The 21,602-nt window shown below is 67.8% G+C and carries 20 protein-coding genes; 4 read left to right on the top strand and 16 right to left on the bottom strand.

The genetic code is table 11. From position 1 onward, the window contains the following. Positions 1–3 precede the first annotated feature (3 nt). The 11 genes from ABLE94_RS16480 to ABLE94_RS16530 all read right to left on the bottom strand — a co-directional run bounded on the left by ABLE94_RS16480 (position 4) and on the right by ABLE94_RS16530 (position 13,487). On the bottom strand, positions 4–1,869 hold the full coding sequence (locus ABLE94_RS16480) for a putative nucleotidyltransferase substrate binding domain-containing protein (protein WP_348809288.1): 1,866 nt from the start codon (positions 1,867–1,869) through the stop codon (positions 4–6). Between the two features lie 4 nt (positions 1,870–1,873). Then, positions 1,874–3,439, bottom strand: a complete 1,566-nt coding sequence (locus ABLE94_RS16485; RefSeq protein ID WP_348809289.1) for a GMC family oxidoreductase — start codon at positions 3,437–3,439, stop codon at positions 1,874–1,876. A gap of 9 nt (positions 3,440–3,448) precedes the next feature. Then, complete coding sequence (locus ABLE94_RS16490) at positions 3,449–5,053, bottom strand: APC family permease (protein ID WP_348809290.1); 1,605 nt, start codon at positions 5,051–5,053, stop codon at positions 3,449–3,451. After that, positions 5,050–6,549: an aldehyde dehydrogenase family protein gene (locus ABLE94_RS16495; protein WP_348809352.1), complete on the bottom strand. Its 1,500-nt coding sequence runs from the start codon at positions 6,547–6,549 to the stop codon at positions 5,050–5,052. The genes ABLE94_RS16490 and ABLE94_RS16495 overlap by 4 nt, the downstream gene beginning before the upstream one ends. A 401-nt stretch (positions 6,550–6,950) precedes the next feature. Next, on the bottom strand, positions 6,951–7,721 hold the full coding sequence (locus ABLE94_RS16500) for an anti-sigma factor (protein WP_348809291.1): 771 nt from the start codon (positions 7,719–7,721) through the stop codon (positions 6,951–6,953). After that, on the bottom strand, positions 7,714–8,286 hold the full coding sequence (gene sigK, locus ABLE94_RS16505; protein ID WP_348809292.1) for an ECF RNA polymerase sigma factor SigK: 573 nt from the start codon (positions 8,284–8,286) through the stop codon (positions 7,714–7,716). Before sigK ends, ABLE94_RS16500 begins: the two co-directional genes overlap by 8 nt. A 158-nt stretch (positions 8,287–8,444) precedes the next feature. Further along, on the bottom strand, positions 8,445–9,311 hold the full coding sequence (locus ABLE94_RS16510) for a DUF1295 domain-containing protein (protein ID WP_348805675.1): 867 nt from the start codon (positions 9,309–9,311) through the stop codon (positions 8,445–8,447). Next, complete coding sequence (locus ABLE94_RS16515) at positions 9,308–10,636, bottom strand: class I SAM-dependent methyltransferase (protein WP_348809293.1); 1,329 nt, start codon at positions 10,634–10,636, stop codon at positions 9,308–9,310. Before ABLE94_RS16515 ends, ABLE94_RS16510 begins: the two co-directional genes overlap by 4 nt. Next, positions 10,633–11,418, bottom strand: coding sequence for a DUF1365 domain-containing protein (locus tag ABLE94_RS16520; RefSeq protein ID WP_348805673.1), 786 nt, complete (start codon positions 11,416–11,418; stop codon positions 10,633–10,635). Before ABLE94_RS16520 ends, ABLE94_RS16515 begins: the two co-directional genes overlap by 4 nt. Continuing rightward, positions 11,415–12,959 (bottom strand): NAD(P)/FAD-dependent oxidoreductase, encoded by a 1,545-nt coding sequence (locus ABLE94_RS16525; RefSeq protein ID WP_348809294.1) that lies wholly within the window; start codon positions 12,957–12,959, stop codon positions 11,415–11,417. The genes ABLE94_RS16520 and ABLE94_RS16525 overlap by 4 nt, the downstream gene beginning before the upstream one ends. Positions 12,960–13,064: 105 nt before the next feature. Next, positions 13,065–13,487 (bottom strand): YccF domain-containing protein, encoded by a 423-nt coding sequence (locus ABLE94_RS16530; RefSeq protein WP_348809295.1) that lies wholly within the window; start codon positions 13,485–13,487, stop codon positions 13,065–13,067. Between the two features lie 115 nt (positions 13,488–13,602). Here ABLE94_RS16530 and ABLE94_RS16535 point away from each other — a divergent pair, with 115 nt between their 5' ends. Then, the gene (locus tag ABLE94_RS16535; RefSeq protein WP_348809296.1) at positions 13,603–13,860 is read left to right on the top strand and encodes a hypothetical protein; all 258 of its coding nucleotides are present in this window, start codon (positions 13,603–13,605) and stop codon (positions 13,858–13,860) included. 90 nt (positions 13,861–13,950) lie between these two features. Then, on the top strand, positions 13,951–15,234 hold the full coding sequence (locus tag ABLE94_RS16540; protein WP_348805669.1) for a GAF domain-containing protein: 1,284 nt from the start codon (positions 13,951–13,953) through the stop codon (positions 15,232–15,234). 4 nt (positions 15,235–15,238) lie between these two features. On the opposite strand, the gene ABLE94_RS16545 is transcribed toward ABLE94_RS16540, so the two are convergent. Then, positions 15,239–15,448, bottom strand: a complete 210-nt coding sequence (locus ABLE94_RS16545) for a hypothetical protein (protein ID WP_348805668.1) — start codon at positions 15,446–15,448, stop codon at positions 15,239–15,241. Positions 15,449–15,931: 483 nt separating this feature from the next. Here ABLE94_RS16545 and exaC point away from each other — a divergent pair, with 483 nt between their 5' ends. Both exaC and ABLE94_RS16555 read left to right on the top strand, forming a co-directional pair. Next, entirely contained in the window at positions 15,932–17,455 is a 1,524-nt protein-coding gene (gene exaC, locus ABLE94_RS16550; RefSeq protein WP_348805667.1) for an acetaldehyde dehydrogenase ExaC, read from the top strand. Between the two features lie 15 nt (positions 17,456–17,470). Next, the gene (locus tag ABLE94_RS16555) at positions 17,471–17,896 is read left to right on the top strand and encodes a DUF779 domain-containing protein (RefSeq protein ID WP_348805666.1); all 426 of its coding nucleotides are present in this window, start codon (positions 17,471–17,473) and stop codon (positions 17,894–17,896) included. Positions 17,897–17,920: 24 nt separating this feature from the next. On the opposite strand, the gene ABLE94_RS16560 is transcribed toward ABLE94_RS16555, so the two are convergent. The 4 genes from ABLE94_RS16560 to ABLE94_RS16575 all read right to left on the bottom strand — a co-directional run bounded on the left by ABLE94_RS16560 (position 17,921) and on the right by ABLE94_RS16575 (position 21,525). Then, positions 17,921–18,745 (bottom strand): PIG-L deacetylase family protein, encoded by an 825-nt coding sequence (locus ABLE94_RS16560; RefSeq protein WP_348805665.1) that lies wholly within the window; start codon positions 18,743–18,745, stop codon positions 17,921–17,923. A 182-nt stretch (positions 18,746–18,927) separates the two neighbouring features. Further along, entirely contained in the window at positions 18,928–19,413 is a 486-nt protein-coding gene (locus ABLE94_RS16565) for a hypothetical protein (RefSeq protein ID WP_348809297.1), read from the bottom strand. Positions 19,414–19,603: 190 nt separating this feature from the next. Next, the gene (locus ABLE94_RS16570) at positions 19,604–20,890 is read right to left on the bottom strand and encodes a sensor histidine kinase (protein ID WP_348809298.1); all 1,287 of its coding nucleotides are present in this window, start codon (positions 20,888–20,890) and stop codon (positions 19,604–19,606) included. Continuing rightward, positions 20,887–21,525, bottom strand: a complete 639-nt coding sequence (locus ABLE94_RS16575; protein WP_348809299.1) for a response regulator — start codon at positions 21,523–21,525, stop codon at positions 20,887–20,889. The genes ABLE94_RS16570 and ABLE94_RS16575 overlap by 4 nt, the downstream gene beginning before the upstream one ends. Positions 21,526–21,602 lie beyond the last annotated feature (77 nt).

Here is a 21,602-nt window from a genome sequence, read left to right on the forward strand (position 1 = left end):
ACATCAACCATTGGTCAGGCTTTCGTGCGTACGCACCCGTCGTTGAATGCCGACCACCTCCCGGACCCCCTCGGCGAGCATGCTGCGATCGAGAGGGCTCAGATCGCTCATCACGATGACGTCGGTGGGGGAGTGGCCGGCACGGATCTGCTCGATCTGATGGCGCAGGCGCAGACGCTGGGTGAGGGCGAAGACGTCGTGCAGGATGGTGGCGTCGGCGGCGCTGAGGGTGCCCACGTCCACGGCACTGTGCAGCCGGGCCGGAGTGGGGGCGCAGGTGATTCCGGCGGTGAGGCCGGCCCACCGGGCCAGATTCACGATGGGTGTCACGACGTGCTTTTTGAGATCGACGGTGCCGCCTCGCCGCGACAGGATGTCACGCAGACCGCGGATGCGGGGCCGTCGGGACAACGCGTCGAGGAGTTGTAGGCGCAGCGCTTCGGGATGCTCCGCGCGCATGGCTGCATAGACGGCCGGTGCGGTGTGCAGTGACGCCGGCCCGATGATGACCCGACCGTCGATGAGCAGCGACGACATGATCAGTCCGTGATCGTCGAGAGGTGTGTCGAGCCACTGCCGCGCCGCGCGCCGCCAGTCGTCGGCCGAGCGCGAGAATCGGGTCGTGTAGGCAAGGGCGCCGTTGCTGTCGCCCGGAAGGCCGCAGGCGTCGAGAATGGCGTGGGTGTCCCGTGCCAGTGCACGGTAGGTGTCGGCGTCACCGTCGTTGTCGACCGACCAGCTCAGCGCCGAGTCCACGTCGGAGGAGGGCATCGCCTCACGACGTGCGACGCTGCCCAGCGAGATCCATGAGAAATCGCCGCCGGTGAGGTGGGCGCCGGGAACCTTCTGCGCGGCGAGCTCCACCGCGCGTCGTGCGGTCGTGTCCACCACCAGAGACAGGACACCGCAGGTGGATTCGGCGTCCAGGCCGGAACCGAACAGCTCGTCGGCCAGACGCGGCAGAGCCGCGGTGGCGGTGCGCAGGGCGGAGATGTCGGTGGCCTCGGCGATGGCCCGTTGCGCCGAGCCGCCCCGACTCGCGGCCACCAGCAGATCGGTCTCGGTGAGGACGCCGATGGCACGGCCGCGGGTGGAGAGTACCGGCATGTGGCGGACACCGGCCTCCAGCATCTCCAGCCAGGTGGTCAACGCATACCGATCGGCGTCGACGGCGCGGGCCGGTACCGTCATCACCGCGGACACCGGCACGTCGCCACCCAACCCGGCACCCACAACCCGGTGCGCCACATCGCTTTCGGTGACGATACCGAGGGAACCATCAATCATGTGGATCAGCACACACGACTGTCCGGCGTCCGACATCGCCCGCACCGCATCCGCCACCGCGGTGTCCGCATCGACGACAACCGGGGGCGCCACGACGAGTTCGCCCACTCGGGTGGCGGCCGACCACACCGGTTTGCGCGGTGGACGACCGGTGACCGAGTGACCGGAGATGGTCTGCCACGCGGATTCGGCGACGAACGCCACTCCGGCCCGCTTCTCGAAGATGTCGCGCACCTGATCGGCGGGCAGCCGGATCAGCGTCGCGGGGCCGGCGGCGCGGGCGATGAACCGGACCCCGGGACCGATGATCAGCGGGATGTACCCGAACAGGTCACCGGCGCCGACGGTCTCGAACGATCCGACCGGATCACCTTCCGGCGCAGACAGATCCACCCGGCCGGTCACCACCATCCACATCGCGTCGGCGGCGTGGTCGCCGTACTCCGCGACGACCTCACCGGCCGCCACCGCCACCACCCGTGCGTGCGCGGCGATCCGCGCCACCTCGGATTCGGTCAATTCCTGAAACGGCGACCGATCGGCCAGGAACGCCGCGATGTCGACGTCGCCGGCATCGGCCATCACCTCACGTCCCGGAGGCGATCAGGTCGGCACACTTCTCCGCCATGGTCATGACGGTGATATTCGGGTTGACCACCGGCAGCTTCGGCATCGCGGAGGCGTCCACGACCCGCAGTCCCCGAACACCTTTGACCTTCAGCGTCGGATCGAGGACGGCGAGCGGGTCGTCGACGGCACCCATCCGGGCGGTTCCGGCAGGGTGGTAGACGGTGTTGTGGGTCTTGTGAATGTAGTCGATGAGGTCGTCGTCGGTGACGGCGTCGGGACCGGGGGCGAGTTCACGGGCCACCCAGTCCTTCAGGGGTTGCTGGTCGGCGATGCGGCGCGCGAGTTTCACCCCGGCGAGCATCACCTGCTCGTCGTGACCGTCCGGATCGGTGAAGTAGCGTGGGTCGACCCTGGGCCGGTCCCGGAAGTCGCGTGACCGCAACCGCACCGTCCCGCGGGAAAGTCCCTGTGTCACATTGGGGGTCAGACAGAAGCCGTTCTCGGTGGTCGGGTAGCCCCACCGAAGTGTGTTCATGTCGAACGGGACACTGCCGTAGTGCATCATCAGGTCCGAATGATCCAGTCCGTCGACGGTGGTGGCGAACAGGCCGATTTCCCACCATTGGGTGGAGTCGGTGACCATCGGTCGGTTCGCCTCCCAGAACACCAGGCCTTCGACATGATCGTCGAGATTCTCACCGACCCCCGGTGAGTCCACCCGGACCGCCACTCCCATCTCCCGTAGATGGTCGGCCGGTCCGATGCCGCTGAGCATCAACAGCTTCGGGGTGTCGATGGCGCCGGCGGTGACGATCACCTCGCGGGCGGCGGTGACCTCGTCGTAGCCGGTCAGATCCGGCCGCAGGAATCGGACGCCGGTGGCGCGTAACTCGTCGTCGATGAGGATCTCCGAGATCCAGCTGTCGGTGAGGACGGTCAGGTTCTCGCGTCGGCCGAGAATCGGATGCAGGTAGGCGTGCGACGATGACATACGTTCGCCGGCCTCGTTGGCATTGATCTGCAACCATCCGGCGCCGTTGAGATGCCAGTCGCCACGGTTGAATGCGACGGTCGGCAAGCCCACGGCGGCAGCCGCGTCGAGAACCGCCTGCCCGCACGGATCGGCCGGTGGCACATCGCGCAACCGGACCGGTCCGGCGTGGCCGTGGGGATACCCCTGGTAGTCGCCGTCGGCAACATTGTTCTCCACCCGCGACACGAAGGGCAGCACACCCTCGGGTCCCCAGCCGGTGGCTCCCATCGCCTCCCAATCCCGAAGTCCTTGGGCCAGTGGCCAGAACGCGATGCACGAGTTGTGCGATGAACAGCCGCCGAGGACCTTGGCGCGGGCGTGCCGCAAGAGACTGTTGCCGCTGGCCTGCGGTTCCACCGGGTAGTCCCAGTCATATCCGGAGTCCAGCAGGTGCATCCACTCCTTGAGCACCAGGATGTTCGGGTCGTCCACGTCGGACGGTCCGGCCTCGATGAGACACACCGTGGTGTCCGGGTTCTCCGACAGTCGCGCTGCCAGAACACAACCGGCGGTGCCGCCGCCGGCGATCACATAGTCGAACGTTGGCATGGCGGTGGGTCACGCTTTCTCGGTCGAAGTGGGGTCGGTGGTCGGAGGCGTGTCGGTGGCCGGGGTATCGGGGACCAGGGTGTCGGGGAGCGGGGGATCGCCCGGTGTGCTCGAATGCGATTGCAGCACACCCACACTGCGGTGTCCGATGGTCAGGTACCACAGGAAGCCGGCGCCGAAGATGATGCCGATGTAGACGAAGGCACCCCAGGTGTTGTACCAGGGTGTGCCGTACACCTCCGACCGCGGCCAGGCCAGGTTGATCGCCATGCCGATCCCCCAGACGACGGCGACGATGTTGACGAGCATGCCCCAGCGGCCCATGGTGAAGTAGCCGCCCTCGGCGAGGTCGGCCGGCGGCCACTCACCGCGGAATCGCTTGAGCAGCAACGGTCCGGTCACCAGCAGGTAGGCCAGGTAGATCATGATGATCGCGATCGAGGTGAGCACCGTGAAGATCTGTGCCTGACCGATGTTGATCACCAGGATCGCGATCGCGACGATGCCGATGACGATGGCCGGCACCACCGGCGTCTGTCGTTTGGGGTTGACGGTGGCCAGGCGCTCACCGAAGGGTAGTGCGTTGTCGCGGGCCATCGCGAACATCAGCCGGATGGCGGCGGTGTGTACGGCCAGTGAGCAGACGATGACCGCGACGACGATGGCGCACAGGAACACCTTGCCCGCCGGGCCCCACATGACCTGCTCGACGATGTACTGCAGACCGCCCTCGGGTTCACCGAGTTTCGCATCGTCGAGGTCGGGGGCGCTCATGATGGCGAACACCAGGATGGCGCCGCCGATGACGAAGGAGGCGAGAATGGCCCGCAGGATCGCCTTGGGTGCGGTGCGGCGGGGTTCGACGGTCTCCTCGCCGAGCGAGCTGGCGGTGTCGAAGCCGTACATCACATAGCCCGACGCGAGGGACGCGACCAGGAATGCGCCGAGATAGCCGCCACTCTCACCGGCCCCGTATCCGTTGGTGGAGAAGAAGACCTGTGGTCCGCGGGTGATGTTGAAGGCGAGGATGATCGCGATGAGGACCGCGGCGATCAACTCGACGAACACGCCGACGCTGTTGATCAACGACATCAACCGCACGCTCCACGCGTTGATGGCGGTGGTGATGCCGATCATGATGGCGCCGAGGATGACGGCGTTCACCGCGTAGTCGGTGGGATCGTCTCCGCTGCCGTAGATCTGGAAGCCGCTCCACAGTCGCGGCAGGTTGAGTTGCAGGGCCAGGACGACGGCGGCGAGGGTGACGACCGACGCGGTGAACATCAGCCATCCCGAACTCCAGCCGACTCCTTGGCTGCCGAGACGTTTGGCCCAGTTGTAGACCGAGCCGGCGACCGGGTACTTGGCCGCAAGTTCCATGAAACACAAAGCGACACATAACTGTCCGACGAAGACCATCGGCCACGACCATAGGTAGGCGGGGCCGGCGGTGCCGAAACCGAAGTAGAACAGCTGGAAGGTGCCGGTCAGGATGGAGATGTAGCTGACGCCGGCGGCGAAGCTGGCGAACTTGCCGATGCTGCGGTCGAGGGATTCCTTGTAGCCGAAGTCCTCGAGGCCGCTGGAACCGGGGGTGGTTGGGGAGGTGCTCATTGGACGCCGTCCTCGGTCGAAGTGAACCACCGCGACGGCGCCGGCGCGGTGTTGTGCCAGATGTGTTTGGTTTCTTGATATTCCGCGAGCCCGGTGGGTCCGAGTTCACGTCCGTTGCCGGATTTGCCGAAGCCGCCCCATTCTGCGGCGGGGGTGTAGTAGCCGAAGTCGTTGAGCCACACCGTGCCATGGCGCAGACCCCGCACCATGCGTTCGCCGAGCGCTGCATCGGAGGTGCGCACCCCGGCTGCCAGGCCGTAGTCGGTGTCGTTGCCGAGTGCCAGGGCCTGCTCCTCGGTGTCGAATCGCTCGACGGTGAGGATCGGTCCGAAGGTCTCGTTGCGGACGATGCGCATCGTCCGGTTGCAGTGATCGAAGATGGTGGGCGCGAAGTAGTATCCGGCCGGGTCGAGCCCGTCGCGGTCGGGTCGCCCGCCGCCGGTACGGAGCACGGCACCTTCGGCTTTCGCGGATTCGACGAACTCTTCCATCTTGGCCAGCTGTGCGGCCGACACGAGCGGGCCGGTCTTGCTGGCCGGGTCGAGACCGTCACCTATGACGATCTGCTCGGCGCCGGCGACGAGTGCGTCGACGAAGTCGTCGGCGATCGAGGCGTGGACGATGAGTCGGGTGCCCGACGAGCACACCTGGCCAGAGTGCAGGAACACCCCGGTCAGCACCTGATCGACGGAGGATTCCCAGTCGGCGTCGGGGAAGACGATATGCGGATTCTTGCCGCCGAGTTCGACGGCCACCTTGGTGACGTGGCGGGCGGCGACCTCGGAGATGATGCGGCCGGTGGCCAGTCCACCGGTGAAGGAGATGAAGTCGACGTCGTCGGTGTCGGTGAGGGCGTCGCCGAGCGTGGAGCCCGCGCCCTGAACGAGGTTGAGCACCCCGGGTGGGACCCCGGCGCGCGAACACAGTTCCACGAAGGCGATGGTGCTCAGCGGGGTCACCTCACTGGGTTTGGCAACCATGGTGGCACCGGCGGCCAGCGCGGGTGCGATCTTCCAGGAGATCTGCAGCAGTGGGTAATTCCAGGGTGCGATCATCACGCAGACGCCGATGGGTTCGCGCACGACGCGGCTGATGACGCCGGGGACGCCGACATCGACGACGCGGTCGGATTCGGTTTCGATGAGTGCGGCGTAGTAGCGGAGCACGGACTCGACGTCGTCCATGTCGATCTCGCTCTCCACCAGCGTCTTCCCGGTGTCGAGGGTTTCGATGCGGGCCATCTCGGCCTTGTTGATTACGAGCAGGTCGGCAATGCGACGCAACAGGGCCGCTCGTTCGGTGACCGGTGTGTTCGGCCACGCCCCGTCGTCGAAAGTGGCTCGGGCGGAAGCGATCGCGGCGGTGGCGTCGGCGGGGGTCGCCTCGTCGACACGGGTGAACACCGATCCGGTGGCCGGATTGATGACGTCGCGGGTGCCGGCGTCGGCGGCGTGTCGCCATCGGCCGGCGATGTGGAGGTGGGCGTCGGGCAGCAGCGGTGAGTCGAAGGCGGTGGGAAGGGGCGTCGAGCCGAATGCGGTCACAGGGCACCTGATCTCTGCGCCGGCGGTGGGCCCGGCGCGGAACGGGACTGGGGATGGGGATAACTGGCGATGGAGAGAGATGACGCGACGCTGCGTCGTGCTGTCGTGCGGGATGCGGGGCTGCCCCCGATGGGCTGTTGCGTATTGTGCAACCAGCTGCATCTATTGCAACAAGTGTGCGGAATGGGCGGTGACCTGTCAAGCGTGGGGCCGTGATCGGCGGGACGTGGGGTGGCGTACCGGCCCGACCTCGCCGGGTCTCGACTCGGTCCTCCGTTTCGACGGAGATCGACGCGGCAGCCAGCGTTCCGGGCCGACTCGACCAGTGGGAACACCTGCGCGCCGGGCACGCCTCAGCCCAGCGGCAACTGGGCGACGATGTCGCCGGGCGCGGTGGAGCCGCCGGGTGGGGACACGGTGAAGGCCAGCGAGGTGGCGTCGCCGAGGTGTGGGATCACGGCGGTGGTCGACGGCGCGACGTCGGCCTGCGTCATGGTGCCCGCCGACGTGGCACCGTCCGGACTCAACAGCCACATCTGGTACACCGTACCCGGCTGGGGCGGTGGAACATCGTTCATCACGAGAACTCCGGCGTCTGCGGATTCGGAGAACGTGAGTGTTGCCCGTCCCCCGGCGACCGCTCCCGAGGAGGTGCGGACGTCCTCGGAGGTGAAGACCTTTTCGGCCGTGGGTGTTTGCGGGGTGGTATCCGAGGACAGGCCCGAGCCGATCGCCCATCCGAGCCCACCGACCGCGACGGCCACCGCAGCGGCGGCGGCCGCATATGCCCAGCGGCGCCGGGTCAGTGGGTACACCCGCGCCTCGGACGCCGGCACGTCCGCGGTGTCCTCGGCCGCGACCGGTTCGGCAGGGCGACGCACGACGGTCATCTCGGCCCGCGTCGCGGCCAGGATCTGCTCGCGCAACGCCGCGGGCGGGGCGGTCTCGGTGACCGAACTGACCGAGGCCATCGCCTCCCTGGTGTCGCGGACACGACGGTCGAATTCGGCGCGGGTGGCGGCATCGGCGCGCGCGCGGCGTCGATGTACCGAGTCGACCTCGGCGGGCGAAAGCGCGTCGAGGCCGAGTAGCGGCGCCAGATCGAGGAGTTCGTCGTCAGACATCGTTGTCCCCCAAGCAGTTGCGGAGACGCGTCAAGCCGTCGCGGATACGACTCTTGATGGTCGGCAGGGCCACAGAAAGAAGCTCCGCCACCTCGCGGTAGGTCAGACCGTTGTAATAGGCCAGGGCCACGGATTCCCGCTGGCGGTCGGTTAGGCCGTCCAGGCAACCCTGCACGCGTTCACGCGCCTCCCGGCCTTCGACCTCGTCGCTGACGACGTCGAAGGACCGCACGAAGTCCGCCGCGGAGTAGTCGGTGTCGCGTCGGGTGGCGGCGGTCTCCGACCGGACCCGGTCGACCGCCCGCCGATGGGCCAGGGTGATCAGCCAGCTCAATGCCGACCCGGCGGCGGGATCGAAGGTGTGCGCGGAACGCCACACCTGCAGATAGACCTCCTGCGTGGTCTCCTCGCTGTATCCCGCATCCCGGAGCACCCGCCGCACCATGCCGTAGACCCGCCGCGCGGTGAGGTCGTAGAACTCGGCGAAGGCGGCGGTGTCACCGTCGGCGATGCGCGCCAGCAGATCCGACAGCACGGCCACACCGTCGGTGTCGCGGGCGGTCACATCCGTGCCCCGGGGCCGTTGACTCCGGTGCAGCGCGCGCCGGTGCCGTTCGCGTCTGTGCTCATCGAGGCTCACCCTAGTGGGTGTCCGTCGCCGCCTCAACGAATCCGGTCCGCTCGGCGCCCACAGTCCGGGCGCGGTGGCCGGTACCCCGAAGATCATGGCCGTGGCCGGGTCGCCGTGGTGGATGCGTCGCCCCGCGATCTCGGTGGGCGGGGAAGGAAGTACGACGTGCGGGCTTGATACTCGGGATAGCCGGGCCGGCGGCTCATCGACTTCTCCAGGAGCCGGGCGCCGGTCGCGTACACCAGGAAGTAGGTCATCACCACCGGTGACAACACGGTGAGCACACCCGGGCATCCGATCACCGTCGCTCCGGTGGTCATGGCACCCGAACTCGCGGCGACCAGCCAGATGCCCCACCACACCGATGCGTCGCCGAAGTAGTTGGGGTGACGGGTCCACGCCCACAGACCGCGATCCATGATCGCGCCCTTGTTGGCGGGATCGGCCTTGAAGGCCCGCAGCTGGGCGTCGCCGACCGCCTCGAAGCCCAGTCCGACGAGGAAGACCACGATGCCCAGCGCCGCCACGATCCAGGCCGGGGCGGGTGTGGGACCTGCGACGGCCGACACCTGAATGGGTAGGGAGACAAACCATTGCGCCGCACCCTGGGTGGCGAAGATCTTGCGGGCGACCACCCACAGCCCGTTGCCGCCGGAGCGTTCCAGCATCTCCTGGTACCGGGGATCCTCCCCCTTGCCCTTGGACTTGCCCACCATGTGCCAGGCCAGGCGCAGACCCCATACGCTCACGCCGACGGCCAGCAACCATCGGCGGACCGGGTCGCCGCCACCGAGGATCAGCGACAGCCAGGCCACCCCGACGAAACCGAGGCCCCACGTGACGTCGACGACGTTGAACCGCCCGATCCGATGGCCGATGGCGAAGGTCACCGCCTGCAGGACCACCACGAGCAGCAGCGCACAGGCGGTGAGAATCCCGAAGCCCGCCCAGCCGGTCACCGCGGTTCACCCCGGTCCGGCCGGGCGAAGACCAGCTGATGCACATCGAGATACCCGGCCCGAAAACCGGCCTCGGAGTAGGCGAGATAGAACTGCCACATCCGCATGAAGGTGGCGTCGAAGCCGAGTTCGGCGACCTCACGTCGCCGGGCGGTGAAGCGTTCCCGCCACAGCCGCAATGTCTCCGCGTAGTGCGTGCCCATCGCCATGGTGTCGGTCAGCCGCAACGACGTGTGCTGGGCGGTCACCGACCGCAACGCCTTCAGGGAGGTCAGTTGTCCGCCCGGGAAGATGTACTTGTGCACCCATGTGTAGGTGTGGCGTGAGGCGCGCATGCGGTCGTGTGGCATGGTGATCGCCTGGATGGCCACCCGCCCGCCCGGTGCGAGCAGCCGGTCGATGGTGGAAAAATATGTCGGCCAATACTTTTCGCCGACCGCTTCGATCATCTCCACCGACACGACCGCGTCGTAGGTGCCCTCGACGAGGCGGTAGTCGAGCAGATCGATCTGTACCCGGTCGGCCAGTCCGGCGTCGGCGACGCGACGCAGCGCGAGATCGCGTTGCTCGGAGGACAGCGTCACCGAACGTACGGTGGCGCCGCGGGCGGCGGCGCGCAGGCACAATTCGCCCCAGCCGGTGCCGATCTCGAGGAGCCGGGTGCCCTCTCCCACGCCGGCGAGATCGAGGAGACGGTCCACCTTGCGGCGTTGGGCGTCGGCCAGATCGGCCCAATCCGGTGCGGGCAGATCGTCGATATCGGTGGTTGCAGGATCGGCGAACAGGGCACTCGAGTACGTCATCGTCTCGTCGAGGAAGGTGGCGAACAACTCGTTGGACAGGTCATAGTGCCGGGCGATGTTGGACCGAGTGTTGGCCGTCGTGTTCTCTTCCTCGGCAGGGTGTTTCGGCAGCACCAGCGGCCGCAGGGCCTGCAGTGGGCGCGGCACCAGGCGCGCGACCCGCGACGCGAAGGGGGTCAGTACGCCGACGAGGTCGTCGGTGCTCCAGTCGCCGGCCATGAATGATTCACCGAAACCGATGAGTCCGCCGCTGCCCACCCGGCGCGCGAAATCGTCGGGTCGGCGCAGGATCATGCGGGGCTGCACCGAACGGGCGGACCGTCCGTTGCGGCTGCCATCCGGATACTCGATCCGGACATCGAGATCGGCTGCGGCGTAACGGAACAACCGGCCCGCGGCCAGCCCGCGCAGGCGGGCCGCCCGTCCGGTCGGAACCGCTGCCACATCGGGCCAGCGGTGGGCGTCCTCGGGGGTCAGATCGTGAGTGTGGGTGTGATCGGTGTTCGGGATGTGCGTGCTCATCGGCGTCCTTCCGTCACGGTCGATGCGATGGTCGAAGTGTGGTCATGGTCGGGTCGTGGCCTGATCGGCAGGCGTCGCGCCCAGAGCCGGATGCCCTGCCACCGGATCCGCGCCGAGACCACCAGCGGGGACAACGGTGTGCGCAGTTGTGCGGCAAGGAATGTCCGCCGCGTCACCGGGACGGCGTGGCCGGTCAACGAGGCGACGAAGGGCTCGGCGCCGGGGCGGTCGAGCGTGATCGAGACGGCGACCCGGCCGGACGGATCGGGCTCGGGGAGCCGCAGTCGGTAGTGGCCCGACACGTCGTGGAACGGTGAGACATAGAACTCCTTGTCCACCATGGCTCGTCCGTGGTCGTCGGGTGTGACGACGTAGCAGTGCCGTTCGCCGTAGGTGTTGTGCACCTCGGCCACCACATACGCGAGGCTGCCGTCGCCGCGGTGACACCAGAACACGCTCAACGGGTTGAACACGTAGCCCGCCACCCGCGGCGACAACAGTGCGAGCACCGATCCGTCGGCGGGGGTGACCCCGGCGCCGGACAGATGACCATTGAGCCTCTCGCGCAACGATTCTCCGTCGGCGACCGGTTCGGGAAAGTGGTCGGCCGGACGGAACTCGGCGAACCATGCCCCGGGGCCGTCGAACCGGGGTGGCCGGTCGACGTCGATGAGCCAGGACGAGGATCGATAGGTGAAGGAATGGTGCAGGGGTGATCGGCGGGTGTGGGTGATCCGGGTTTCCACGATCCGGGCCCCGTGCGCGGCCGCATAGGCGTTCACGTCGGGTCCTGTTGCAGCATGCGATGATTCGCTTCCCGACGGTCATTCTCGCCGAGCGTGGCGATGAGGAGTTCGGCGGCGCCCGCGCCGGATGCGGCACCGTCCTCGTGGAAACCCCACCCGTGGTAGGCGCCGGCGAACACGAGCCGGTCGGTGTTGATCTGCGCCAGACGACGCTGCGCGGCAACCGATTCGGTGGTGTACACCGGATGCTCGTACGTCATCTCCGCGATCACCGACGCCGGGTCGACGAGATCGGTGCGGCCGAGGGTCACCAGCATGCGCGGCGCGGTGGTCGGCAACCGCATCAGCCGGGTCAGATCGTAGGTGACGGCCACCCCGGACCCATCGAGCGCGTCGCCGTGGACGGTGGTCGCGGCGCGTTCGACGGTGTCCGGGGTGGGGTTCGGGGCAGCGCTGATCGAGTCGGCGTTGCTCGAGCCCGGGTTGCTCGAGTCTCGGTTGCTCGAGTCTGGGCTGACCGAGTCTGGGCGGATCTGGTAGTTCCAGGACGCCCACGCACGCCGGGCGCGCGGAAGCAGCGAGATGTCGGTGTGCAGCACGGCCGGTTTGGGGTCGTAGGTGATCGCCGAGAGGACGCTGTGCTGGTCCTGTGTGGGAGCGGCGAGAGCGCGCAGGGCCTGATGCGGATGTGTGGCGACGACGGCGGCGTCGAACATCTCCAACTCGCCGTCGTCGGTGGCGATGGCGATCGACGCGGCGAGGTCGTCGATGCGTCGCACCGGGGTGTTGAGCCGGATCTGTCCGCCACGGGCGACGACCCGGTCGGCGATCGCGTTCACGTAGGTGACCGATCCGCCGACGACGGTGCGCCAGGTGGGTGAGCCGAACACCGTCAGCATGCCGTGGTGGTCGAGGAAGGTGAACAGGTAGCGTGCCGGGTACTCCGCCGCGGTCTGCGCATCACACGACCACACCGCGGCGACCAGCGGCAGCAGGAAGTTCTCGACGAAGTAGTCGGAGAAGCGTTCGCGGCGTACGAAATCCGCGAGCGCCACGTCCGCCGAACCGTCGGCAGCGGAATCGTCGGCAGCGGAATCGTCGAGGAGTTTGCGGGCCGCCCGATGAAAGCGGACCACCTCGCCGAGCATTCGCAGGTAGCGGCCGCGGGTGAGGGTCCGCATGGTGGGGAACAGGCCCGATACGCCCAATGCGCCCGCATATTCGAGGCCGGTGAGCTCCGAGTGCACCGACATCGACATGTCGGTGTCCTGGGTCGGCACACCGAGTTCGGCGAACATCGCCTGCAGCGTGGGGTAGGTGCGGTCGTTGTGGACGATGAATCCGGAGTCGACGGCCAGGGTGGTGGCCGGGCTCCCGTCGGTGGCCGGGACGTCGACGAGATGGGTGTGGGCGTGCCCGCCGAGCCGGTCATCGGCCTCGAACAGGGTGACCGAGGCGTGCGCGGACAGTCGGTAGGCGGCGGTGAGTCCGGCGACGCCGCTGCCCACCACGGCGACGCGTGGCCGGTGGTGTGGGACGCGGGGCGTCGGGGACCCGTCGGAACCGAAGGAGGTCATGCCCGATGTTCGGACCCGGAGCGCGTTCGGATGGGTCGTGATGGGCGGTCGGTGCCTGGCGGTCGGTGCTGTCGAGTGGGAGGGTTCGGCGGGCAACCGCCCGGGTCAGTATCGGACCGGCGGCGGGGGTGGTGCGATGTAGCCGGGTGTCGCCTGGTCGGCGGGGACGATCTCGGCGCCGAGCGGCAGCAGTGAGACGGGCACCATCTTGAAGCTGGCGAGGCCCAGTGGGATGCCGATGATGGTCAGGCACATGGCGATACCGCTGGTGATGTGGCCGATGGCCAGCCACAGTCCGGCGAACACGATCCAGATGATGTTGCCGATCGTCGACGCCGCGCCGGCGGTCGGCTTGCGGACCACGGTGCGGCCGAACGGCCACAGGGCGTAGTTGGCGATGCGGAAGGACGCGATTCCGAAGGGGATCGTGATGATGAGGATGCAGCAGATGATGCCGGCGACGACGTAGCCGAGGGCCATCCAGATACCGCAGAAGAGCAGCCAGATGATGTTCAGGAGGGTGCGCATACCTCCATTGTGCTCGACAAGAGGGCATATCGGGCAGCCTCGAACCCGGGCCGGGGCGGGCCGCGGGTTCCCCGAGAGAGGGGGCTGCGTACCTCGACCTCGGTACGCTGCTGCCATGGCACCCGCCGCGGAGTCCGCCCGTGTCACGCTCTGGTGGATCATCACGACCTTCGTGCTCGTCGTGCGTCTGCTGGCCACCATCGCGACCATCGTGCTGGTGATCGGCTGGGCCGTCGCGGCCATGGGATCGTCGTCGATGAACAACGGTTTTCTCTGGCCCGCGGTCGGATGTGCTGCCGCATTGCTGGTCAGCACCTATCTTTACAGTCATCTCCGGGCCCGATATCCGCGCCGGAACGGGTGGTTGCCGTGACTTATCGGCGGCCGAAACCGTGGTGTGTAGCCCACCTCACAGTGAAGTTGGCATAATCGGGGCGACAGAGGTGCTAGCGAGAGAAGAACTATGACGGAACTCGGGACGTCGCGTATCCGGCGTGCCTACGAGGATTTTCTGTCGGGGATCACGCCGCCCACGGACGCGGTGCGTTCGGTGGTGCGTGAATCCTGGTCGCGGTCCCGTGATCGCGGCATCGATCCGGTCGATCCTCTCCCCGAGGACGACGACAGCGCCACCATGACGATGGCTGAGTTCTCCCGCTACCGCCAGGACCATCCGATCACCTCGGTGCGTCCGCTCGTGCAGAACCTGATGCTCGACGACATCGCCGATTCCGGCGTCGTGGTGGCGTTGACCGACCAGGTCGGCCGCTTGCTGTGGGTGGAGGGCAGCACCGAGGCCCGCGACCGGGCCGCCACGATCAACTTCGTCGAGGGTTCGGTGTGGAGCGAGGACGTGGTGGGGACCAACGCGCCCGGTCTGGCCCTGGCCGTCGACAAGGGTGTGCAGGTGATCGGGCCGGAACACTTCTCCGATGCGGTGCAGGACTACAGCTGTGCGGCGGCCCCGGTGCACGACCCGCTGACCGGGCACGTGATCGGCGTCATCGACGTGACCGGCGGCCGGGAGGTGGCCGCACCGTTCGCGCTGGCGGCGGTGCGTTCCGTCGTCGCCGCGGTGGAGCGTGAACTGCAGTCGCGTGCGGTGAACCTGGCCGACCCGGCGACCTTTGCCGCACCGGCCGAGAGCGGGGGCGCGCGGCTGACCGTCCTCGGCGACAACACCTACCGATGGCGACGGGACGGCGACGCCGCCGGTGAGCGCACCCTGTCACGACGCCATGCCGAGATCCTGATCCTGCTGCAGGCCTACCCGGAGGGGCTCAACACCGAACAACTGGCCATACAGCTGGCCGGTGACGGGATCGACCCGGTGACGGTGCGCGCGGAGATCTCCCGGCTGCGGCGTGACCTGGGCACCGATGTGGTGTCGTCGCGGCCGTACCGTCTGACCGTCGACATGACCTCCGACATCGGTGACATCCGCCGGCGGATCGCCGACGGTGGGGATCTGAGCGCCGTCGTCGAGGCCCTCGGCCGCGGCGGACTGCTCGTCGAATCGACCGCCCCCGGCATCACCGAGATCTTCGAGGAGATCCGCGAGGACGTGCGTTCGCGGGTGATCGCCGAGGGCGAGGTGGGTGCGCTGCGGACGTGGACGTCGTCGACGCATGGTCGCGATGATCTGGTCGCGTGGCGTCGGCTCGAGCACCGGCTTCCGGTGGGACACCCGGATCGCGCGGTGGTCGGCGGCCGGATCCGGCTGCTGGATCGGCGCTACGGGGCCTGAGTCGTCACGGGGTCTGAGTCGCCGCCGGGTCACCCGGCTGCTGCGGATCGGCATTCATCGTCGGGACGATCGGCCGGTCGGGGGTCATCTCCGTGTCGACCGCGGTGATCAGCATGACGGCCATCAGCGTCGCCGCCACCACGCATGCGAGAACGAGCAGTACGCCGACGAGCGGCGACGCGGATCGATCGGTCGACGAGCGGGGGGTGCTCATGGCGGAAACCTCTCGGGATACCTGACGCGGATGTTCTCGTACACGGACATCTTTCATCTGACGCAAGAACATGCGCCATCGCGAACAGCTCTGGGGTGATTGCTGCCATCGTTGCAGCTCACGGCGATGGAGTAGTTGTCCGGACCGGAAAGTTCATCTCTTCGGTAGAGGGATTTCAGTTCCTCAGGGGACGTCGTCGTCCCCCGTTCGCCACCCGCCGCGCATGCCATGCCCGGCCCGCGGCCCCGTCCGATCGATTCTTCGTGCCGCAACGTTGCAACGTCGTCGCCGACGCCGGCGACCACACCCCGGGATTGCCCTCCGGCGGTGGCTGTGAACAGCGGAAATGAGGGTATGCAACGTTGCGAACGCCGCTGCAACGTGGCTGCAACCACAGGCCTCCTACTGTGTGCAACAGATCACACACACCGCGGCAAGCGGCCGTGTGACACCCCGACACTGGCACTGAGGAGCTGGAGACACATGACTGTTTACGCGAAGCCGGGAACCGATGGATCGGTGATGAGCTTTGAGTCGCGCTACGACAACTGGATCGGCGGCCAGTGGACCCCGCCGGTCAAGGGTCAGTACTTCGAGAATCCCTCACCGGTCGACGGCAAGGTCTTCTGCGAGGTCGCCCGCTCCACCGCCGAGGACATCGACCTCGCGCTCGACGCCGCCCACAAGGCCGCCCCGCAGTGGGGCAAGGTGTCGGTGGCCGAGCGTTCGCTGGTGCTGCTGCGCATCGCCGACCGCCTCGAGGAGAACCTCGAGAAGATCGCCGTCGCCGAGACCTGGGACAACGGCAAGGCCGTCCGTGAGACCCTGGCCGCCGACATCCCGCTGGCCATCGATCACTTCCGCTACTTCGCCGGCGCCCTGCGCGCCCAGGAGGGCTCGATCTCCGAGGTCGACGAGGACACCGTCGCCTACCACTTCCACGAGCCGCTCGGCGTCGTCGGCCAGATCATCCCGTGGAACTTCCCGATCCTGATGGCCGTGTGGAAGCTGGCCCCGGCGCTGGCCGCAGGCAACGCCGTCGTCCTCAAGCCCGCCGAGCAGACCCCGGCGTCGATCCTCTACCTGATGAGCCTCATCGCCGACCTGCTGCCCGCCGGTGTCATCAACATCGTCAACGGCTTCGGCGTCGAGGCCGGCAAGCCGCTCGCCTCGAGCAACCGCATCCGCAAGATCGCCTTCACCGGTGAGACCACCACCGGCCGCCTGATCATGCAGTACGCCTCGGAGAACCTGATCCCGGTCACCCTGGAACTCGGTGGCAAGAGCCCGAACATCTTCTTCAACGATGTGATGAGCGCCGACGACGGCTTCCTCGATCGCGCCCTCGAGGGCTTCTCGATGTTCGCCCTCAACCAGGGTGAGGTCTGCACCTGCCCGAGCCGCGCGCTGATCCAGGAGAACATCTACGACGACTTCATCGCCAAGGCCGTCGAGCGCGTCAGCAAGATCAAGCAGGGCAACCCGCTCGACACCGAGACCATGATGGGTGCGCAGGCGTCCAACGACCAGTACGAGAAGATCCAGTCGTACCTGGCCATCGGTCAGGAAGAGGGTGCCAAGGTGCTCATCGGTGGCGAGGCCGCCGACCTCGGTGGCGATCTGTCCGACGGTTACTACATCAAGCCGACCGTCTTCGACGGCCACAACAAGATGCGCATCTTCCAGGAGGAGATCTTCGGCCCGGTGCTGGCCGTGACGACCTTCAAGGACTACGCCGACGCCATCCACATCGCCAACGACACCCTCTACGGCCTCGGTGCCGGTGTGTGGAGCCGTGACGGTGCCACCGCCTACCGCGCGGGCCGCGAGATCCAGGCCGGTCGCGTGTGGACGAACACCTACCACGATTACCCGGCACACGCCGCCTTCGGCGGGTACAAGCAGTCCGGTATCGGCCGCGAAACCCACCTGATGATGCTGGAGCACTACCAGCAGACCAAGAACCTCTTGGTTGGTTACGCTCAGAATGCCAAGGGATTCTTCTGAGAAGTGAGGTAATCGATGACCACCGAACAGCAAGTGCCTGATCGGGTGGTCGCCACAGACGCCGCCGTGCAGCTCCTGACGAAATTGTCGGAGCTGCACGGCGGACTCATGATCCACCAAAGTGGTGGATGCTGTGACGGCTCGGCCCCGATGTGTTATCCGGTCGGGGAATACCGTGTGGGACAACGTGATGTGTTGGTCGGCGAGATCACGCTCCCGGAACCGCTTCCGGCGGTGCGGGTCTGGATCAACGGCGACCAGTTCGAACTCTGGAAGCACACCCAGCTCATCCTCGACGTGGTCAAGGGACGCGGCGCCGGATTCAGTCTCGAATCACCCGAGGGCGTCCGATTCCTTTCCCGGGCACGGGCATTCACCGAGGACGAGAATGTCGTCCTCGAGCAGAATCCGCCGTTGACCGGGGCTGCGGTCGGCGTCTGAATCCACCTGCGACGCGCCGGCCGGTCACCCGGTCGGCGCGTCGGTGTCGGCGTCGGTGGCCGTCTCGTCGAGCCACCAGGCGCGGACCATGCCGGTCGGTCGGCCCGGTTCCAGGTAGTGCTCGGTACCGAAGGCGAACGGGAACATCTCGACCGGTATCTCCAGGAGTTGTCTGACGTCGGTCTGACTGGCGTGACACGCCAGCGCCTCGCGTTTGGCGATCACGTCGTCACCGAGGTCGACGGCCCAATGCAGTTCTGCCTCAGGCGTTCCGATCGGGTTGCCGTCGTCGCCCGCGGTGTCCGGGTCGAACCCGTCCATGCCCGCCGCGGTCGCGAGGACGAACAACTCCCGCATCAGGTCGCGGTTCATGGTGACCTCGAGATAGCGGGGCGTCGTCGCGGCGAGATCGGCCGCGGCGCGAGTCGCCTTGTGCAGCATGATGTGATCGGGATGGCCGTAGCCGCCGTGCCAGTCATAACCGACGACGACGTCGGCGCTCTCCTCGTCGAGGATGTCGGCCAGCCGACGCGCCGCCTCGGAGAGATCGGCGCGGGAGAACACCCCGTCGGCCTCGTTCTGCGCCCACCCGGTCATCCCGGAGTCGGCGTATCCCAGCCACACGATCCGTTCGGTGCCGGTGATGGCCGCCGATGCCTCGGCCTCGCCGCGTCGTCGGCTCGCCACCGTCTCGCCGGGCGCGAGATCGTCGGGCACATCGCCCGGATCGCCGTCGGTGCAGTACACGACGACCACCCGGTGCCCCTCCCGGGAGGCGCGGATCATGCTGCCCGCGGTGCCGGTTCCCTCGTCGTCGGGGTGGGCGTGGACGAAGACGATGGTGCTCACCGGTCGATCATGCCACCCCGCTCGGCGCGGGTGGTTCTGGTGGACGCGGCGCCTGCTCGGCGCGGGTGCTTCTGCTCGGCGTGGTACCTGCTCAGTCGCGCGGTCATTGCACAGAGCGCGCGAACGCGGGCGTGCCGCGTGGATGCGGAACGCCCGCGTGAGCGGAGCCGTCGGTGATGTCCTCACCAGAGATCGAAACCGATGTTGGTGTTGGGGTAGTGGCTGGAGAAGGTGTGGTTGATCCAGTAGTTCTTCGCGAACGGACCGGTCATCCCGGTGTTGGCGATGTTCGTGTTGTGCTGGTTGTTGCTGACCTCGTAGGTCGCGGTGGGTCCGGCGAGTCCGACGCGGTAGGCGACGTGCATGTCGAGGGTGGTGCCGTGTGGTGCGACGGCGGTGACGATCTCGGTGGCACCCGGGGCGAGGGTCTGGCGGGGAGCGTTGACCCAGATGCCGTTGGGGCTGGTGCCGTCGTTGAGGAGGTGTTCGGTCTTATCGGTGTGGTTGGTGATCGTCATCGCGATGGTCGGCTCGCCGGGGTGGGTGACGGGCAGGGTGCCGGCGTGCGCGGCCGGGGCCGTGAGTGCGAGGGCGCCGGCGGTGAGGCAGGCGAGGCCGACTCCGGCGGCGGCGAGGCGGGCGGTGCTGAGGTGGGCGGTGCTGGTCATGAGTGTCTCCTGATCGTGAATCACGGTGTCCCGTAGATGTTTTCGGTGTGGGCCTCGGTGGTGTGGCCCGTGTCCTGCTGACACCGACAACTCTGCCGTGGATCGTCCGCTCCGGGATTCGGCCGACCGGGGGATGTGATGGTGGAAGGGTCCCTCCACCGATCGGGGGACCGGCTCGTCCCCCGGCGGCTCAGCCGGCCGGGGTCATCGGGAGGACGGCGATCGCGACGGTGCCGCCGCCGGGACGCCGGATGATCTCCAGGCTGCCGCCCTGACCCTCCAGACGTGTTCGACGGGACGCCAATCCGATGTGGCCGTCGGAGATCCGCCGGGCGGCCGCGGCGTCGTCGATGCCGATGCCGTCGTCGAGGACGACGAGCCGTGCCCGGCCGTCGTCGAGTTCGGCGGTCACCTCCACCGAGCTCGCGCGCGCATGTTTGACGACGTTGGTGAGCAGTTCACGGGCGGTGGAGAACAGCACCGAGTCGGCAGGTGTGCTGGTGCCGGCGGGCCATCCGGCGGTGTCGACGGCGATGTGCATGCCGGAGCGGTGCTCGATCGCGCGGGCCAGGTCGGTCAGTGCGACCGCGAGCCCGGACTGCTCCAGGACGGCCGGGTGGAGCTCCCCGAGGGTGGATCGCAGCAGTTTTCCCGACTCGCGTAGCGCCTCGTCGATACGGGCGATCGTCTCCGGATCGGCGGGAGCGTCGCGGAGGGTGGCGAGCTCCTGGCGTGCCCCGAGGACATACTGGAGCGCGCCGTCGTGCAGGTGTTCGGCCAGGTCGCGGCGTTCGCGTTGCTCGATCTGGATCACGTCGTCGAGAAGACGTGCGCGGGCCGCGGCGAGCGAACCGATCGTCACCACCCGGGAGCGTTGCAGACGCGAGAGCGCCACGGCGCCGACGGCGAGGGTCGCCAGGGCCAGGGTGCTCAGCAGGATGTATGACCACGGCCGGCCGTTGGGGTCCTTGGCCAGCGCACTCGCGACGAAGAACACCACGACCGTCGGGATCATCACTGCCGCACAGACCCCCGGCCGCAATCCGACCGCCGCGATCATCGGCACCACGAAGAATCCGGCGACGAGAATGTCGGCGGTCCAACTGGTCTCATCGGATGCGCCGGCGATCAGGGTGACCGCGACCAGTACCGCGAGGTCGACGAACAACGCCGTCCACGACCAGCGGATGACGTCCAGACCGCCGCGCGGTGCGAGGACGACACCCACCACCGCCCACACCGCATACGCGGCGGCGATGGCGATGCATGCCACCGCATGCTCGGCGGGGGCGTCGACGGTGACGGTGAGCAGGACGAAGACCGCGAGCAGCAGACGTAACGCCACCTGGATGCGGATCCCGTGCAGGGCGTTGTCCAGCAGGATGCGGGAGATGCGGCGTTCGTCGGCGAGTTCGGCGAGGCCCAGGAGTGGTGCCGCGTCGGCCAGTCCGTCGGCCGGTCCGTCGGCCGGTGTCACTCGAGGAGCCCGCGTCGCATGCCTTCGGCGACCGCGGCCGCGCGGTCGGAGACGCCGAGTTTCTCGTAGAGACGCTGGGTGTGGGTCTTGACCGTCGACGCGCCGATGTACAGCTCGGCGGCGAGTTGCGGGATGGACAGGCCGCGCGCGAAGCCGTCGAGCACTTGGCGTTCACGCTCGCTGAGGATCGGGGCGTCCGACGTCGCCCGGGACCGGATCTCGCCCACCAGACCGGCGGCCAATTCCGGGGGAACCACCGTCTCGCCCTTGGCCACTCGCGTGACGGCGCCGACGATCTCGTCGCGGTCGGCGTCCTTGGCGAGATATCCCGAGGCGCCCTGTTCGAGCGCCCGGAACACGATGGGTGAGTCGGTGACCGCCGACAGCAGCAACACCTTGGTGGCGAGTCCGTCCCGGGTGACCGCATGCGCGACGTCGGCGCCGGACTTGCCGGGCATCTGATAGTCGACGACGGCCACGTCGGGCAGTTCCCGTTTGATCAGGGCGAGCCCGGTCTCACCGTCGGACGCCTCCCCCAGCACGCGGATGCGTCCGCTCTGCGTCAGCCCGCGGGCCACGCCGTCGCGGAAGAACGGATGATCGTCGATCACGACGGCCGTCACCAGAGGATCCATTCGCCCAGGGTATTCGCCCGGGGCACCCGAGACGGGCCGTCGCGCGAAATCCGGCGGTGAAACGATCGCGGGCGGGC

The sequence above is a fragment of the Gordonia sp. VNK1 genome (assembly GCF_040049135.1).
Classification (GTDB): Bacteria; Actinomycetota; Actinomycetes; order Mycobacteriales; family Mycobacteriaceae; genus Gordonia; species Gordonia oleivorans.